Genomic DNA, 16520 nt, shown 5'->3' on the forward strand with positions numbered 1-16520 from the left:
CGGTGCCCCGCGGCCGCGTGCGCCGCCCGCCGGACGCCGCCGCCCGCGCCCCTGACTTCCGCCCGGCGGCCGCCCGCCGTCTCCGCGTGCACGCCCCCTGGCGGCGCCCGTCGTCCTCGGCCTCGCGTCCTTGCCGCCGTCCGCCGTCCGCCGTCCGCCGTCCGCCTCCGCCGTCCGCCGCCGTCGCTCGGCGTGCTCCGACGCCGTCGGCGTACGCTGAGCGCAGACCGTACACAGAAAACCGGAGCACCTTTTCGTGAGCGACACCCCCCGTCGGCCCCGCACGTCCGGCAAGCCCTACCGGCGCCCCAAGAAGGACCCCGTCCGCATCCTCGCCTTCGACGCGCTGCGCGCGGTGGACGAGCGGGACGCCTACGCCAACCTGGTGCTGCCGCCGCTGTTGCGCAAGGCGCGGGAGAAGGAGGGCCCGGAGCGGTTCGACGGCCGGGACGCCGCTCTGGCCACCGAGCTGGTGTACGGGACGCTGCGCCGGCAGGGGACGTACGACGCGATCATCGCGGAGTGCGTGGACCGGCCGCTGCGGGAGGTCGACCCGCCGGTTCTGGACGTGCTCAGCCTCGGCGCGCACCAGCTGCTCGGCACCCGCATCCCCACCCACGCGGCGGTGTCCGCCTCCGTGGAACTCGCCCGGGTGGTCCTCGGCGACGGCCGCGCGAAGTTCGTGAACGCCGTCCTGCGCAAGATCGCGCAGGACGACCTGGACGGCTGGCTCGCCCGGGTCGCCCCGGCCTACGACGAGGACCCGGAGGAGCATCTGGCCGTCGTCCACTCCCACCCCCGGTGGGTCGTCTCGGCGCTCTGGGACTCCCTCGGCGGCGGCCGCGCCGGAATCGAGGAACTGCTGGCCGCCGACAACGAGCGGCCCGAGGTGACGCTGGTCGCCCGGCCCGGCCGCGCCACCACCGGTGAACTGCTCGCCGAGCAGGCCGCGGAGCCCGGACGCTGGTCGCCGTACGCGGTACGCCTCACCGAGGGCGGCGAACCCGGGGCGATCGAGGCCGTGCGCGAGAGCCGGGCGGGGGTCCAGGACGAGGGCAGCCAGCTGGTGTCGCTCGCCCTGGCGAACGCCCCCCTCGACGGGCCCGACCGCCGCTGGCTGGACGGCTGCGCCGGACCCGGCGGCAAGGCGGCCCTGCTCGCCGCGCTCGCCGCGGAGCGCGGCGCCACCCTGCTGGCGAGCGAGAAGCAGCCGCACCGGGCGAACCTGGTCGCCCGCGCCCTCGACGGCAATCCCGGCCCCTGCCAGGTGATCGCCGCGGACGGCACGCGGCCGCCGTGGCGGCCCGGCGTGTTCGACCGGGCGCTGGTCGACGTGCCCTGCACCGGCCTCGGCGCGCTGCGCCGCCGGCCCGAGGCACGCTGGCGGCGCCGGCCCGAGGACCTGGACGGGTTCGGCCCGCTGCAGCGGGCCCTGCTGCGCACCGCCCTGGAGTCGGTGCGGGTCGGCGGGGTCGTCGGCTACGCCACCTGCTCGCCGCTGCTCGCGGAGACCCGTGCGGTCGTCGCGGACGTGCTCAAGCGGTTCCCCGGGGCCGAACTGGTCGACGCCCGGCCGCTGCTGCCCGGCGTGCCCGCCCTGGGAGAGGGCCCGGACATCCAGCTGTGGCCGCACCTGCACGGCACCGACGCGATGTACCTGGCGCTCATCCGCAGGACCGGCTGACGGACCGGGGCTCCGTCCGGCCGCGCACCCGCCGGGACCGGCGTTCAGCCGGCCGGGCGGCCGGCGGAGCCGGCGGCCGCCCGGCCGGACGGGCCGCCGTCCTCCCGGGCGAGCCGGTGGGGCCACCACACCGTCGGGCCGATGTCCAGGAACAGGGACGTCACCAGCACCGAGCGGACGACGAAGGTGTCGATGAGGACGCCCAGCGCGACCGCGAAGCCGATCTCCGCGAACGCGACCAGCGGCAGCGTGCCCAGGGCGGCGAAGGTGCCCGCCAGGACCAGGCCGGCCGAGGTGATGACCGCGCCGGTCGCCGCGAGCGCCGTCACCACGCCGGGACGGGTGCCCTGCCGGGTCGCCTCCTCGCGGATGCGTGTGGTCAGGAAGATGTTGTAGTCGATGCCCAGGGCAACCAGGAACACGAACACGAACAACGGGAAGTCCGTCGTCTCGCCCGCGTAGTCGAAGACGTGCCGGAACGCGAGCGCGCTGATGCCGAGGGCCGCCGCGAACGACAGGATCACCGTGCCGACCAGCAGCAGCGGCGCGATCAGCGCGCGCAGCAGCACGCACAGGGTCAGCAGCACGACCACCAGCACCAGCGGAATGATCACCACGTTGTCGCGGGTGGTCGCCCGGTCCATGTCCAGCAGCGCGGCCGTACCGCCGCCGACCAGGGCGTCCGCGTCGGGCACCTCGTGCACGGCGTCCCGGACCCGGTCCACGGTCTGCTTCGCGGCCTCGCTGTCGGCCGGGTCGGTCAGCGTGGCCTCGAACAGCACTCTGCCGTCGTGGACGGGCACGGTGCCCGGCGGCAGCCTCAGCGATCCGGGCACGACCCCCTCGGTGCCGGCCACGACCTCGCCCACCGCGCGGGCCTGCCCCTGGTCGGAGATGATCACCAGCGGGTCTCCGCTGCCTGCGGGGAAGTACTGCTCGGACACGCGCTGGCCGGTGATCGACTCCGGTGTGTCGGTGAAGGCGTCGGCGTTGGAGATCCCTTCCGCGCGCAGCTGGATCAGGCCCAGCGAGCAGACGGCCAGGATCAGCACCGTGACCGCCCAGACCGTCCGCGGCCGGGCGGAGATCCGCCGGCCCGTACGGGCCCACACGCCCCGCTCGGTCGGGTTCCCGGTGCCCAGGTGCGGGATCACCGGCCAGAAGAGCCACCGCCCGAAGATCACCAGCAGGGCGGGGAACAGCGTCATCATCGCCAGCAGTGCGACCGCCACGCCGATCGCGGCGACCGGGCCGAGGCCGCGGGTGGAGTTCATCTCCGCGGCCAGCAGCACCAGCATGCTCAGTACGACGGTCGCGCCGGAGGCGATGACCGCGGGACCCGCCCGGTGCAGGGCGAGCGCCATCGCCTCGTGCCGGTCCGCGTGCCGGCGCAGTTCCTCCCGGTAGCGGGCCACCAGCAGCAGGGCGTAGTCGGTGCCCGCGCCGAACACGAGCACGGTGAGGATGCCCGCGCTCTGGCCGTTCACGGTCAGCCCCGCGTGCTCGGCCAGGAAGTAGATCAGCGCCTGTGCGGTGAACAGCGCGGCGATCACCGACAGCAGCGGCACCAGCAGCAGGGTGGGGCTGCGGTACGTGATGAGCAGCATCACGATCACGACGCCCATCGCCGCCAGCAGCAGCGTGGAGTCGATGCCCTCGAAGGCCTCGGAGAAGTCCGCGGAGGTGCCCGCCGGGCCGGTGACGTACACGGCGAGTCCGGCGTCCTCGCCGGCGCCGGTGCCGCTGCCGTCGTCGGGTGCGCCGACCACGGCCGCGATGGAGTCCACCGCGGGGGCGATCTGCTCCCAGCCCTGCTCGTCCACCGTGACCGGCACGTACACCTGCGCGGCCTGCGGGTCGGCCGCCCGGTCGAAGACCGGCCCCCGGGTCTGGTCCCCGATGATGCCGTGGTCGGTCAGCCGTCTCAGCTCGGCCGCGTTCTCCTGGATGCGGGCCCGGTCGGCGGCCGTGAGCCCGCTGTCGCGTGCGTAGATCACGACGGCGGGGATCTGCTCGGGCCTGAAGCCCTCGGACAGCTCCAGGACCTGGGTGGACTCCGCCGACCCCGGCAGCCAGGAGGCCGCGTCGTTGTCCTGCGCGTCGCTGAGCTTCTGTGCGAAGGGTGCGGTCAGGAAGAGCAGCACCAGCCACAGCCCGAGCACGATCCACTTGGACCGACGGCCGCAGACCAGGTGTCCGACACCCCGGCCGCCTGCCCGGCCCCCCGCCCGGTCCTCCGCTCGCTCTCCCGTCCGGTCACCCGCCATGGACACCTCCGCACCGACGACCCGGGGGGCACGGCACCGGACGCGGCGAGCGGCCGGCGCCGGGGGACGGCGGCCGGCACCGGCCGGGCGGTCCGCGCCGCCGTCCGCGGGCCGGACCGTGGCCGCTCAGGCTCGCCGCAGCACATAGGCTGGGGACATGGCCGTGCAGATCAATCCCAGCATCCTGTCCGCCGACTTCGCCCGCCTCGCGGACGAGGCGCGTGCGGTGGGGGGAGCCGACTGGCTCCACGTCGACGTCATGGACAACCATTTCGTCCCGAACCTCACGCTCGGCGTGCCGGTCGTGGAATCCCTGGCCCGTGCGACGGACACTCCGCTGGACTGCCATCTGATGATCGAGGCCCCCGATCGCTGGGCACCGCAGTACGTGGAGGCGGGTGCCTCCTCCGTCACCTTCCACGTCGAGGCGGCCGCCGCTCCGGTGCGGCTCGCGCGGGAGATCCGGGCCAAGGGCGCCAGGGCTTCCATGGCGCTGAAGCCGGCGACGCCCATCGAGCCGTACGAGGATCTGCTGCCAGAGCTCGACATGCTGCTGATCATGACCGTCGAACCGGGCTTCGGCGGCCAGGCCTTCCTCGACATCATGCTCCCCAAGATTCGCCGCACCCGCGAGTTGATCAGCAAGCACGGCCTCGAACTGTGGCTGCAGGTCGACGGCGGCGTCTCGGCGTCCACCATCGAGCGGTGCGCGGACGCCGGCGCCGACGTCTTCGTCGCCGGTTCCGCGGTCTACGGCGCGGCGGACCCGGCCGGGGCCGTCCGCGCGCTGCGCGCCCAGGCGGAGGAGGCGACGGACCGGGCCTCCTGGTTCTGCGGACACTGAGTGAGACCGTGGCGAGTGGGCAGGCGTCCACTCGGCCAAGGAAACGTGAACGGCGCCCACCAGGGCGGATCAAGCACGCCGGTATCTGCAAGGATGAACGGCGAATCCAGAGTGTGCACAGCAGTGAGGAGATCGCCGTGTCGGGTATGTCGGCGGGCGGCCGGTCAGCCATGCGGATGGGACCCGCTGAGCTGGTGCAGGCGGCGGCCATGGCCCGCCGCTTCTACCTTGAGGGCAAGTCCAAGATCCAGATCGCGGAGGAGTTCGGCGTCAGCCGCTTCAAGGTGGCCCGGGTCCTGGAGACCGCGCTCGAACGGGATCTCGTGCGCATCGAGATCCGCGTGCCGGCCGAGCTGGACGCGGAGCGGTCCGACGCGCTGCGCGCCCGCTACGGGCTGCGGCACGCGGTCGTGGTGGAGTCCCCGGCCGACGCCGAGGAGACGCCCGACCCCGAGAACCTCGGCGTGGTCGCCGCCGACCTGCTCGGCGAGCTCGTCAACGAGGGCGATGTGCTGGGCCTGGCCTGGGGCCGCTCCACCATCCACATGGCGGCTGCCCTCGACCGGCTGCCGCCGTGCACGGTCGTGCAGCTGACGGGTGTCTACGACGCCGGGACCGCCGAGCGGGGCTCGGTGGAGGCCGTGCGGCGGGCCGCGCAGGTCTCCGGCGGTGACGCGCACCCCATCTACGCGCCGATGCTGCTGCCGGACGCCGCCACCGCGGCCGCGCTGCGCAACCAGACCGGCATCGCCCGCGCCTTCGAGTACTTCGACAAGGTCACGGTGGCGTGCGTGTCCATCGGATCGTGGGAGCCGGGCATCTCGACGGTGCACGACATGCTCAGCGACGAGGAGCGGGCGCACTACGCCTCGCTCGGTGTCGCCGCCGAGATGTCCGCGCACCTGTTCGACGCGCAGGGCCGCCGCATCGGCCGTGACCTCGGGGAGCGCTGCATCACGGTCAAGACCGACCAGCTGCGCCGCATCCCGGAGGTCGTGGCGATCGCGGGCGGGCAGCGCAAGGCGGCCGCGATCGACGCGGTGCTGCGCTCCGGACTGGTCACGTCCCTGGTCACCGACACCTCGGCGGCGGACCACCTGATGGCGGCGGGCCCGGCTCCGAAGCCGGCCCTGAACCGGTCCGACCCGGACGGGGTCTGACCCCTCCCGCACCCGGAGGGCGGACCGCGGCACGGTGCCCCGGCCCGCCCTCCGTGCGTCGGGCCGTGCCCGTGCCCGGCCGCGGGCACCTGCCGGGCCGGTGCCCGTGTGCGGTGCAGGCCCGGGCCGGCCGTGGCCGCAGCGCCGGCGGCCGGGCGCGGCCGGCGCATGCGTCCCTGCCCGGGTGCGGGCGGCGTACCGGCCGGATCCGGGCCGCTTGGAGGATCGTCCCACCGCCGTCCGGCCGCGCTGGACGAACGGACCGTGCATCACGATCCGGTCGTCATGGGACAATGAAGTACGTGCTCCCTCCCCCCGGCTGACCTGTCCGGGGGCCGCTTCTGATCGACTGGGATGTGCAGCACGTGCGTTTCCTCAACGACATCCAGCCCTCGTACGACCTGACGTACGACGACGTCTTCATGGTGCCGAGCCGCAGCGCGGTGGGCTCCCGGCAGGGTGTGGACCTCAGCTCCCCGGACGGCACGGGCACCACCATCCCGCTCGTCGTCGCCAACATGACCGCCATCGCCGGCCGCCGCATGGCGGAGACGATGGCCCGCCGCGGTGGTCTGGTGGTCGTGCCGCAGGACATCCCGATCGAGGTCGTCACCGACGTCATCACCTGGGTCAAGAGCCGCCACCACGTGCTGGACACCCCGATCGTGCTGGCGCCGCACCAGACGGTCGCCGACGCTCTCGCGCTGCTGCCCAAGCGGGCGCACAACGCGGGCGTGGTCGTCGACGAGGAGCAGCGCCCGATCGGTGTCGTCACCGACCAGGACCTCACCGGCGTGGACCGCTTCACGCAGCTGGAGGTCGTCATGTCCAAGGACCTGCTGCTGCTCGACGCCGACATCGACCCGCGCGAGGCCTTCAACATCCTCGACGGCGCCAACCGCCGCTACGCGCCGGCCGTGGACGCCGACGGCAGGCTGGCCGGCATCCTCACCCGCAAGGGCGCCCTGCGGGCCACGCTGTACACGCCGGCCGTGGACGCGCACGGCCGCCTGCGGATCGCCGCCGCCGTGGGCATCAACGGCGACGTGGCCGGCAAGGCCAAGCAACTGCTGGACGCGGGTGTCGACACCGTCGTCATCGACACCGCGCACGGCCACCAGGAGTCGATGATCAGCGCGATCCGGGTGGTGCGGGCCCTCGACCCGCAGGTGCCGGTCGTCGCGGGCAACATCGTCTCCGCGGAGGGCGTGAAGGACCTCGTGGACGCGGGCGCGGACATCATCAAGGTCGGTGTCGGCCCCGGCGCGATGTGCACCACCCGGATGATGACCGGCGTGGGCCGGCCGCAGTTCTCCGCGGTGCTGGAGTGCGCCGCCGAGGCCCGCAGGTACGGCAAGCACGTGTGGGCCGACGGCGGCGTCCGCCACCCGCGCGACGTGGCCATGGCCCTCGCGGCGGGCGCGTCCAACGTGATGGTCGGCTCCTGGTTCGCCGGCACCTACGAGTCGCCCGGCGACCTCCAGCACGACGCCCAGGGCCGCGCCTACAAGGAGTCCTTCGGCATGGCCTCCGCGCGCGCCGTGCGCAACCGCACCTCGGAGGAGTCCGCCTACGACCGCGCCCGCAAGGCGCTGTTCGAGGAGGGCATCTCCACCTCCCGGATGTTCCTCGACCCGGCCCGCCCGGGCGTCGAGGACCTGATCGACTCGATCATCGCGGGCGTCCGCTCCTCCTGCACCTACGCCGGCGCCAACTCCCTGGAGGAGTTCGCCGACAAGGCCATCGTCGGCGTCCAGAGCGCGGCCGGCTACGCCGAGGGCAAGCCGCTGCACGCCAGCTGGAGCTGACACCCGCTCGGCCCGACGGCCCGGTCCGCCGGTTCCCGCGGCCGCGGTGCCCGGCGCACGCCCCACCGGCGGGGGCGGGCACCGGGCACCGCGGCCGGCGTACGACCGCCCCGACACCGCCCCACCGGCGGGCCCTCGGGTGCCGGACGGCCGCCGGTCCCGTGGTCTACTTCCTGTACGGCCTCTGCCGTTCCCGGCTCGCGACGCCCGAGGCGTCCGTGGAAGTGAAGTGAACCGCCCGCAGTGCTGAACGAACTCGACGAACGCATCGTGCACGCCCTCGCCGAGGACGCCCGCCGCTCCTACGCGGACATCGGGCAGCTCGTCGGCCTGTCCGCCCCCGCCGTCAAGCGGCGCGTGGACCGGCTGCGCGCCACCGGAGCCATCACCGGCTTCACCGTGCGCGTGGACCCGGCGGCGCTGGGCTGGGAGACCGAGGGCTTCGTCGAGATCCACTGCCGGCGCAACACCTCGCCGGAGACGATCCAGCGAGGCCTGGAGCGCTACCAGGAGGTGGTGGCGGCCTCCACGGTCACCGGCGAGGCGGACGCGATCGCCCAGGTCTTCGCCTCCGACATGCGCCACTTCGAACGCGTCCTGGAACGCATCGCGGGGGAGCCCTTCGTGGAGCGCACCAAGTCCGTACTGGTGCTGTCGCCGTTGCTGCGACGGTTCTCCTCGGGCTCGCCGACCTGATCCGCAGCCGGACCGCCGCTGATCCGCCGCTGGTCCGCCGCCGTCGCGCCGGTGACGCGCCGCCCGCCGGGCCGGTGCGGTCGCCGGTGGGGCCGGCCGGCGCCGGCGCCCCGGCGCGGGCCGGCGGTGCGGCGGGAGGCCGGGCGGGGCCGGCTCACCCGCAGCGGCGTCAGCCGGCCGTCTTGCGGGCCAGCGCGTTGTTCCCGATGGAGTTGTGCACGCTGAAGCTCACCGCGTCCGAGCGGTAGCGGTCGTCCGACCACTCCACCGGCCGCCCCTCGCGGGTGGTGGTCACCCGGCGGACCCGCAGCAGCGGGCTGGTGCGGCGGATGCCCAGCAGTTCCGCGTCCTGAGCGCCCGCCGCCACCGCGTCGATGACGTGCTCGCCGTAGGCGAAGACCAGCCCCGTGTCGTCGTACAGCCGTTGGGTGACCGACGGACAGCCGGGCTCGATCACCTCCACGGCCGGGGAGATCCAGTCCGCGTACACCGTGCGCTCCAGCAGCACCGGCTCACCGTCCAGGCCGCGCACGCGCAGCACGTGCAGCACCGGCGTGCCCTCGCGCACCTGCAGGCGCACGACGTCCTCCTTCGACGCGGGCCGGTACCCCTGGGCGACCACCCGGCCGGTCGCCTCCCGGCCCATCGCGCGCGCCCACTGGGCGAAGCTGCGCAGCTCCGCGAAGCTCTGGCTGCGGCGGCCGGCCAGCACCACGCGCCGGGCGCCCTGGCGGGATCCGATGAGGCCCTCGGAGGTGAGGGCGGCCACCGCCTGGCGGACCGTGCCGCGCGAGACACCGTACTGGGCCGCGAGGTCCGTCTCGGCGGGCAGCAGACTGCCCACGGTGTACTCCTCGCGGTCGATCGCCCGGCGCAGCGCTTCGGCGATCTCCTCATGTCGTGCCGCCATGCGTCCCCTCTGAGTCGGTTGCTGTGCACAGCGTGACCAGCTTAAACGAGAGCTCCGAGTGCCTCGGGACGGCTGAGAGTGTGCACGCAAACTGGGTTCGGGGTTACCGCTGCGTTCACCGACCGGACACTCGCACCGGGCGTACTGAGGTCGACTTGTTCAGACAAGTTTGTTCTGTAGATCTCCTGCACCCTCGCGCGTCCCCTGGAGAAACCGTGACCGTGTCCCTGTCGAGAACCGCGCCGACCGCCGCGCTGGCCGCCGTCGCCGCGCTCGCCCTGAGCGCCTGCGGCGCCGCTTCCGACAACGCCTCCACCACCCCCGACGGCAAGAACGCCGCCACCGCCACCTCGGCCGCCGACTTCGGCGGCATGGAGGGCCTCGTGGAGGCGGCCAAGAAGGAAGGCACGCTGCACGCCATCGCGCTGCCCCGCGACTGGGCCAACTACGGCGCCCTCATCGACGGCTTCCAGAAGAAGTACGGCATCAAGATGGAGGTCGAGAACCCCGACGGCTCCAGCCAGGACGAGATCAACGCGGTCACCTCCCGCAAGGGCCAGGACCGCGCCCCCGACGTCCTCGACCTCGGCAGCTCCTTCGCCCTGAGCGCCGCCCAGCAGGGCCTGCTCGCCCCCTACAAGGTCACCGCCTTCGCCGACATCCCCGAGGGCCAGAAGGACGCCCAGGGCCGCTGGTACAACGACTACGGCGGCTACATCTCCATCGGCTGCGACGCCGCCCGCGTCAAGGAGTGCCCCGAGACCTTCGCCGACCTGCTCAAGCCCCGGTACAAGGGCCAGGTCGCCCTCAACGGCAACCCCACCAAGTCCGGCTCCGCCTTCGGCGGCGTCTGGGCGGCCGCGCTCGCGAACGGCGGCTCCTTCGACGACATCCAGCCCGGCCTCGACTTCTTCGCCGAGCTGAAGAAGAACGGCAACTACACGCCCGTGGAGTCCACCCCGGCCACCGTCGAGAACGGCGAGACGCCCATCAGCATCGACTGGGACTACCTCAACGCGGGCTACGCCGAGGAGTTCGCCTCCAAGGGCGTCGACTGGAAGGTGTCGGTGCCCGAGGACGGACAGTTCTCCCAGTTCTACTCCCAGGCCATCAACAAGGACGCCCCGCACCCCGCGGCCGCCCGCCTCTGGCAGGAGTACCTCTACAGCGCCGAGGGCCAGAACCTGTGGCTGGCCGGCTACGCGCGGCCCGTCCTGATGCCCGCGCTGGACAAGGCCGGCACCCTCGACGCGGCCGCCGCCGCCAAGCTGCCCGAGGTCCTGGGCACGCCCAGCTTCCCGACCGAGGAGCAGCAGGGCGAGGCCAAGACGGTCCTCGGCGAGGGCTGGGCGAAGGCCATCGCCGGATGACGACCGCCCTCACCAGGGTCGACACGGTGTCCGCCGCCGCTCCGCGGCGGCGGCGCCGCTCCCTCGGCTGGGTCGCCGTCGTCCCGCTCCTCGCCTTCACCGCATTCGCCTTCGGGGTGCCCGCCCTGGCCATGCTCAACGGCGCCTTCACCGTCAAGGACCCCGCCACCGGCGCCACCTCGTACACCACCGGCAACCTGACGCACTCCCTGCAGGGCGCCTACCTCACCGCCCTGCTCGGCAGCGTCCGGCTGTCCGCCACCGCCGCCGCGCTCGGCGCGCTCCTCGGGCTGCCGCTGGCGCAGGCGGTCGTCACCTCCCGGTTCCGCGCGCTGCGCGAAGCCGTCCTCACCGCCTCCGGCGTCCTCGCCAACTTCGGCGGCGTACCCCTCGCCTTCGCCTTCGTCGCCACGCTCGGCAACGCCGGCGTCCTCACCCGCCACCTGGGCCTCGGCGACAAGGGCTGGGACCTGTACAGCTTCTGGGGACTCGTCCTCGTCTACCTGTACTTCCTCATCCCGCTGATGGTGCTCACCATCACCCCCGCCCTCCAGGGCCTGCGCTCCCAGTGGCGCGAGGCCGCGCAGAACAACGGAGCCACCCCCGCGCAGTACTGGCGCCACGTGGGCCTGCCCGTGCTGCTGCCCACCCTGCTCGGCGGGTTCGTACTGCTGTTCGGCAGCGCGTTCGCCGCGTACGCCACCGCCGCCGCCATGGTCGGCAGCTCCATCCCGCTGGTCACCCTCCAGATCGCCGACGCGATCTCCGGGAACGTCCTGGTCGGCCAGGAGAACGTGGCGCTCGCGCTCAGCCTCGACATGGTCCTGGTCGCCGGCCTCGTCATGGCGGTGTACCTGCCCCTGCAACGACGGAGTGCCCGATGGCTCGCCTGAACCTGTGGCGGTGGGGCGTGCTCGGCCTCGCCGCCCTGTACTTCCTGGTGCCGCTCGCCGCGTCCGTGGTCTTCACCCTCGACGTCCCCGGACAGGGCGTCACCTTCGACGCCTACACCCGGATCCTGTCCACCGAGGGCTTCGTCTCCAGCCTGCTGCTCTCGCTGGGCCTGGCCGCCGCCACCATCGCCGCGGTGCTGCTGCTCATGGTGCCCGCCATGGTGGCCCTGCGGCTCGGCGCGCCCCGGCTCCGGCCGGTGGTCGAGGTGGTGTGCTCGCTGCCCCTGGTGGTGCCGCCGATCGCGTTCGTCGCCGGCCTCGGCACCGTCCTGAAGTGGGGCCCCGAGCACCTGTCCCGCACCCCGCTGTTCCAGACCTTCGTCGCCGTGCAGAACCCGGACTTCCCCGTCGTGCTCGTCCTCGCCTACGTGGTGATGGCGCTGCCGTTCGCGTACCGGGCCCTGGACGCGGGACTGCGCGCGGTCGACGTGCGCACCCTCGTCGAGGCGGCCCGCAGCTGCGGCGCCGGCTGGCCCGAGGCCCTGCTCCGGGCCGTGCTGCCGAACCTGCGGGGCGCCCTGCTCAACGCCTCCTTCCTCACCCTCGCCCTGGTGCTCGGCGAGTTCACCGTCGCCCAGCTGCTGGGGTTCCGGCCGTTCGCCGTCTGGATCGTCAACATCAGCGGCTCGCAGGCCCAGCTGTCCGTCGCCGTGTCCGTGCTCAGCCTGCTCGTCACCTGGGCCCTGCTCCTCGTGCTCGCCGGACTCGGCGGGCGGACCCGTACCTCCTCCCGGGGATGAACCCATGACCGTCACCGCCACCACGCTTGAGAAGGCCTCCGACGCCGAGGCCGCCACCGTCGAGTTCCGGGCGCTGCGCCGCGCGTTCGGCACCACCCTCGCCCTCGACGGCCTCGACCTGACCGTCCGCCCCGGCGAACTCCTCGCCCTGCTCGGCCCGTCCGGCTGCGGCAAGACCACCGCACTGCGCATGCTCGCCGGGTTCGAACACCCCGACGCCGGAGCGGTGCTGGTGGACGGCCAGGACGTCACCGGCATCCCCGCGCACCGGCGCGACGCCGGCATGGTCTTCCAGTCCTACAGCCTCTTCCCGCACCTCAACGCGCTGGACAACGTCGCCTTCGGGCTGCGCATGCGCAAGGTGCGCACCGCTGAACGCCGGGCCCGCGCCGCCGAACTGCTGGACCTGGTCGGCCTGGCCGACAAGGGCGAGCGCTACCCGCACCAGCTCTCCGGCGGCCAGCAGCAGCGCATCGCGCTGGCCCGCGCCCTGGCCCTGCGCCCACGGGTCCTGCTGCTCGACGAGCCGCTGTCGGCGCTGGACGCCAAGGTGCGGCTCACGCTGCGCGAGGAGATCCGGCGTCTGCAGCAGGAACTGGGCATCACCACCCTGTTCGTCACCCACGACCAGGAGGAGGCGCTGTCCATGGCCGACCGGGTCGCGGTGATGCGGGCCGGCCGGCTGGAGCAGTGCGCCGCCCCCGCCGAGCTGTACGGCAGGCCGGCCACCGCGTTCGTCGCCGAGTTCGTCGGCACCATGAGCCGGATCCCGGGCACCGTGCACGGCGCCGAGGCCGAGGTGCTCGGGCAGCGGCTGCCCATCGACGGCCCGGCCCCGGCCGACGGCGCCGCCGATGTGCTGGTCCGGCCCGAGGCCGTGGAGGTGCGGGCCGCGCAGGACGGCCGCGCCCGGGTCGCGGCCACCGCCTTCCACGGCGCCGTGGTCCGGATGACCGTACGCCTGGCCGACGGCACCGAGGTGAAGGCCGACCTGCCCACGCACCGGGCCGCCGGACTGACCGCCGGCACCCCCGTGCACGTCTCCCTGCCCGAGCGCCCGGTACTGGTGGCCGCCCCCGCCGCCAAGTGAAGAACAAGTGAAGAAAGAGACCTACGTGACCCCCCGCACCCCCCGCACCCCCCATACCCCCCGCACCCCCCACGCCGTCCCTGCCTCCTCCGCTCCGGACACCCGGCTCCCGCTCCAGGCCGTCCTGTTCGACATGGACGGCACGCTCGTCGACACCGAGCGGCTGTGGTGGGAGGCGGTGGAACGGGTGGCGGGCCGGCCGCTGACCGAGGCGGACCGCCCCCAGGTGCTGGGCCGGGCGGTCGAGGACACCGCCGCCTGGCTCGCCTCCGGAGCCTCCGGCGCCTCCGGCATCCCCGGCACCTCGCCCGCTGCGGACCCCGGAACCACCGCCGGCCGGCTCGCGGACGCCCTGCACCGGGAGTTCGCCGACCGGGTCCGCACCGGCATCGTGCCCCGGCCCGGCGCGCTCGGCCTGCTCGACGCCCTGGCCCGCGAGAACATCCCCACCGCCCTGGTGACCGCCTCCCCGCGGGAGGTCGCCGACACGGTGATCGACGCCCTCGGCGGCACCGGCCGCTTCAAGGTGTCCGTCACCGCCGACGACACCCGCCGCACCAAGCCCGCCCCGGACCCCTACCTCGCCGCCTGCCACGCCCTCGGCGTCGATCCCGCGCAGTGCGTGGCCGTGGAGGACACCGAGACCGGGGTCGCCTCCGCGGAGGCGGCGGGCTGCACGGTGCTCGCCGTGCCCTCCCTCGCCCCGGTCGACGGCGCACCGGGACGGACCGTCTTGGACACCCTGGAGGACGTCACCCCGCAGCGGCTGCGCGCGCTGCTGCCCCGCGCACTGCGGGTGATGACCTGGAACCTGTGGTGGGGCGGCACCCGGGTGCGCGACCACCGCGCCAAGCAGCTCGCCGCCGTCGCCGAGAGCGGAGCGGACGTGGTCGGCCTCCAGGAGACGTCCGGCACGGCGGCCCAGGAGCTCGCCGAGGCGCTCGGCTGGCACCACCACCGGGCCGGCGAGAACCTCGGCGTCATCAGCCGGCACCCGATCACGGACCGCCTCGGCGACCCCGAGGTCGGCTTCTACGGCGCCGCCGGCGTCCGCATCGACGTCGACGGCCTCCCGGTCGACATCTGGACGGCCCACCTCGACTACACGCCGTACGGGCCCTACGAGGCCGCCTTCGACCGGCTCCCCGCGTCCGGCCTGGTCGCCCACGAGGAGGTCCGGCTCGGTCAGATGCGGGACGCGCTGCGCCGCATCGACGCCGCCGCGGGCTCCGACGTGCCGGTGGTGCTCGTCGGCGACTTCAACTGCCCCTCCCATCTGGACCGGCCCGACGTGAGGTGGCCGGTCACCCTCGCCGCCGAGGAGGCGGGCCTGCGCGACTCCTACCGCGAGGCCCACCCCGACCCGGTCGCCGACCCCGGGCACACCTGGTCCCCGGTGCACGTCCTGCACGAGGACGGCAGCGGCCGCCCCGAACCGCAGGACCGTATCGACTTCGTCCTGCACCGCGGCCTGACCGTGCTGGACTCGCGCACCCTGGTCCTCGGCACGCCCCGGCTCTGGCCGGACGTCGCCGACAACGACTGGCCCTCGGACCACGCGGCGGTGATCACCGGCTTCGCGCTCCCCACCGCGGGGGGCGCGGCGCCCGGCTCCGTACCGGCCCGGGGACGGGCCGCCGGGGACCGCCGCGACGGGGGCGCGGCACACACCGCCCAGGGGTGAGCCCCGGTCACCCGCCCGTTCCGGGCGCCCGCCGGTGTCCTCCCTCCTCTCGGGGCCGCCCGCTCGGCTCCCGCTCGGCTCCCGCCCGGCTCCCGTCCGGCTCCCGTCCGGCTCCCGCCCGGCTCCCGTCCGGCGGGGCTCGGCCGGGCCGCCCCGGCCGGGAGCGTTCCCCGGCCGGTGCCCGGTACTCCGTACCGCGGCGGACGCTCCGGTCCGGTGCGGCGGAGCACCGCGGGCCGCGCCGGCCTCGCCGGCGGTTCCGGCGGGCAGGGCCGGGCGCGGGTCGTTTCCCGGGCGCGGGGGGCTTCCGAGGGGCCCCGCGCGGGCCGTGCGGCACGGCGAAGGGGCGGCGCAACGAATCGCCGCGGGGCGGCGTCCGCACGCAACGATCAGCGCACCGGCGCGCAACGGCTTCTCCTTGTCCGGGCCGTCCGGCCGCCCGTACCGTCTAGGTGGCCCCCACACTCTTCCGCCCCCCGGTGAGGAACACCCATGCGTACCGCCCTGCTCCAGAGCTCCGGCCGCCCCGGCTCGCCCGCCGAGAACCTCAGGGTCCTCGACGCCGCCGCGGGCCGGGCCGCCGCCGCGGGCGCGGGGCTGGTGGTCACCTCGGAGATGTTCCTGACCGGCTACGCCATCGGCGACGACATCGCCCGGCTCGCCGAGCCCGCGGACGGCGAGTCCGCCGACGCGATCGCCGGACTCGCCGCCCGGCACGGCGTGGCCGTCGCCTACGGGTACCCCGAGCGGGACGGCGACACCGTCCACAACGCCGTGCAGCTGATCTCCGCCGACGGCACCCGCCTGGCCAACTACCGCAAGACCCACCTCTTCGGCCCGTTCGAGCGCGAGCACTTCGCCCCGGGTGGCACTCCGGTCGTACAGGCCGAGCTGGGCGGCCTCACCGTCGGCCTGATGATCTGCTACGACGTGGAGTTCCCGGAGAACGTCCGCGCCCACGCGCTGGCCGGCACCGACCTGCTGCTCGTGCCCACCGCGCAGATGCACCCCTTCCAGTTCGTCGCCGAGACGCTCGTGCCGGCGCGCGCCTTCGAGAACCAGATGTACGTCGCCTACGTCAACCGCGTCGGCGTCGAGGGCGAGTTCGAGTTCGTCGGGCTGTCCACCCTGGCCGGACCCGACGGCGTCGCCCGCACCCGGGCCGGCCGGACCGAGGAACTCGTCCTCGCCGACGCCGACCCGGCCCTGCTCGCCGCCTCCCGCGAGCACAACCCCTATCTGCGGGACCGCCGCCCCCGCCTCTACGGCTCCCTGCTCTGAGCCGTACCCCGCCGCCCCTCCCGCCCCGGGCCT

Annotated in this window: 13 protein-coding genes; 11 read left to right on the forward strand and 2 right to left on the reverse strand. The window is 74.2% G+C overall.

Annotated elements, in window-relative coordinates:
- Positions 1-256: 256 nt before the first annotated feature.
- A complete protein-coding gene (locus AC5K6T_RS08775) occupies positions 257-1684 on the forward strand; it encodes an RsmB/NOP family class I SAM-dependent RNA methyltransferase (protein ID WP_493207137.1) in 1428 nt (475 codons plus the stop codon).
- A 44-nt stretch (positions 1685-1728) separates the two neighbouring features.
- Here the strand turns inward: AC5K6T_RS08775 and AC5K6T_RS08780 are convergent, their stop codons facing one another.
- The gene (locus AC5K6T_RS08780) at positions 1729-3951 is read right to left on the reverse strand and encodes an MMPL family transporter (protein WP_493207139.1); all 2223 of its coding nucleotides are present in this window, start codon (positions 3949-3951) and stop codon (positions 1729-1731) included.
- A 157-nt stretch (positions 3952-4108) separates the two neighbouring features.
- Between AC5K6T_RS08780 and rpe the strand changes: the two genes are divergently transcribed.
- From rpe to AC5K6T_RS08800, 4 genes are all read left to right on the forward strand, one after another.
- Positions 4109-4795 (forward strand): ribulose-phosphate 3-epimerase, encoded by a 687-nt coding sequence (gene rpe / locus AC5K6T_RS08785; protein WP_493207141.1) that lies wholly within the window; start codon positions 4109-4111, stop codon positions 4793-4795.
- Between the two features lie 113 nt (positions 4796-4908).
- Positions 4909-5955, forward strand: a complete 1047-nt coding sequence (locus tag AC5K6T_RS08790; protein ID WP_493207142.1) for a sugar-binding transcriptional regulator — start codon at positions 4909-4911, stop codon at positions 5953-5955.
- 356 nt (positions 5956-6311) lie between these two features.
- Positions 6312-7763 carry a GuaB1 family IMP dehydrogenase-related protein gene (locus AC5K6T_RS08795; RefSeq protein ID WP_493207143.1) on the forward strand — a complete coding sequence of 484 codons (1452 nt, stop codon included), beginning with the start codon at positions 6312-6314 and terminating at the stop codon, positions 7761-7763.
- 243 nt (positions 7764-8006) lie between these two features.
- The gene (locus AC5K6T_RS08800; RefSeq protein WP_493207145.1) at positions 8007-8459 is read left to right on the forward strand and encodes an Lrp/AsnC family transcriptional regulator; all 453 of its coding nucleotides are present in this window, start codon (positions 8007-8009) and stop codon (positions 8457-8459) included.
- Positions 8460-8628: 169 nt separating this feature from the next.
- On the opposite strand, the gene AC5K6T_RS08805 is transcribed toward AC5K6T_RS08800, so the two are convergent.
- Positions 8629-9369, reverse strand: coding sequence for a GntR family transcriptional regulator (locus AC5K6T_RS08805; RefSeq protein ID WP_493207147.1), 741 nt, complete (start codon positions 9367-9369; stop codon positions 8629-8631).
- 215 nt (positions 9370-9584) lie between these two features.
- On the opposite strand from AC5K6T_RS08805, the gene AC5K6T_RS08810 reads away from it, so the two are divergent.
- The 6 genes from AC5K6T_RS08810 (at position 9585) to AC5K6T_RS08835 (ending at position 16487) form a co-directional block, all read left to right on the forward strand.
- Complete coding sequence (locus tag AC5K6T_RS08810; protein ID WP_493207149.1) at positions 9585-10739, forward strand: ABC transporter substrate-binding protein; 1155 nt, start codon at positions 9585-9587, stop codon at positions 10737-10739.
- Positions 10736-11632 carry an ABC transporter permease gene (locus AC5K6T_RS08815; RefSeq protein WP_493207150.1) on the forward strand — a complete coding sequence of 299 codons (897 nt, stop codon included), beginning with the start codon at positions 10736-10738 and terminating at the stop codon, positions 11630-11632. The genes AC5K6T_RS08810 and AC5K6T_RS08815 overlap by 4 nt, the downstream gene beginning before the upstream one ends.
- Complete coding sequence (locus AC5K6T_RS08820; protein WP_493207151.1) at positions 11620-12432, forward strand: ABC transporter permease; 813 nt, start codon at positions 11620-11622, stop codon at positions 12430-12432. Before AC5K6T_RS08815 ends, AC5K6T_RS08820 begins: the two co-directional genes overlap by 13 nt.
- A gap of 4 nt (positions 12433-12436) precedes the next feature.
- Entirely contained in the window at positions 12437-13522 is a 1086-nt protein-coding gene (locus AC5K6T_RS08825; protein ID WP_493207153.1) for an ABC transporter ATP-binding protein, read from the forward strand.
- Positions 13523-13646: 124 nt separating this feature from the next.
- Complete coding sequence (locus AC5K6T_RS08830) at positions 13647-15206, forward strand: HAD-IA family hydrolase (RefSeq protein WP_493207424.1); 1560 nt, start codon at positions 13647-13649, stop codon at positions 15204-15206.
- Positions 15207-15698: 492 nt separating this feature from the next.
- Entirely contained in the window at positions 15699-16487 is a 789-nt protein-coding gene (locus AC5K6T_RS08835) for a carbon-nitrogen hydrolase family protein (RefSeq protein WP_493207155.1), read from the forward strand.
- Positions 16488-16520: the final 33 nt, after the last annotated feature.

The organism is Streptomyces sp. B8-7 (assembly GCF_058833805.1).

Excerpts from the sequence above, each read along its gene's own strand:
- AC5K6T_RS08780 (WP_493207139.1), bottom strand. The coding sequence starts at position 3,951 with ATGGCGGGTGACCGGACGGGAGAGCGAGCGGAGGACCGGGCGGGGGGC.
- rpe (WP_493207141.1), top strand. The coding sequence starts at position 4,109 with ATGGCCGTGCAGATCAATCCCAGCATCCTGTCCGCCGACTTCGCCCGC.
- AC5K6T_RS08805 (WP_493207147.1), bottom strand. The coding sequence starts at position 9,369 with ATGGCGGCACGACATGAGGAGATCGCCGAAGCGCTGCGCCGGGCGATC.
- AC5K6T_RS08815 (WP_493207150.1), top strand. The coding sequence starts at position 10,736 with ATGACGACCGCCCTCACCAGGGTCGACACGGTGTCCGCCGCCGCTCCG.
- AC5K6T_RS08820 (WP_493207151.1), top strand. The coding sequence starts at position 11,620 with ATGGCTCGCCTGAACCTGTGGCGGTGGGGCGTGCTCGGCCTCGCCGCC.
- AC5K6T_RS08825 (WP_493207153.1), top strand. The coding sequence starts at position 12,437 with ATGACCGTCACCGCCACCACGCTTGAGAAGGCCTCCGACGCCGAGGCC.
- AC5K6T_RS08835 (WP_493207155.1), top strand. The coding sequence starts at position 15,699 with ATGCGTACCGCCCTGCTCCAGAGCTCCGGCCGCCCCGGCTCGCCCGCC.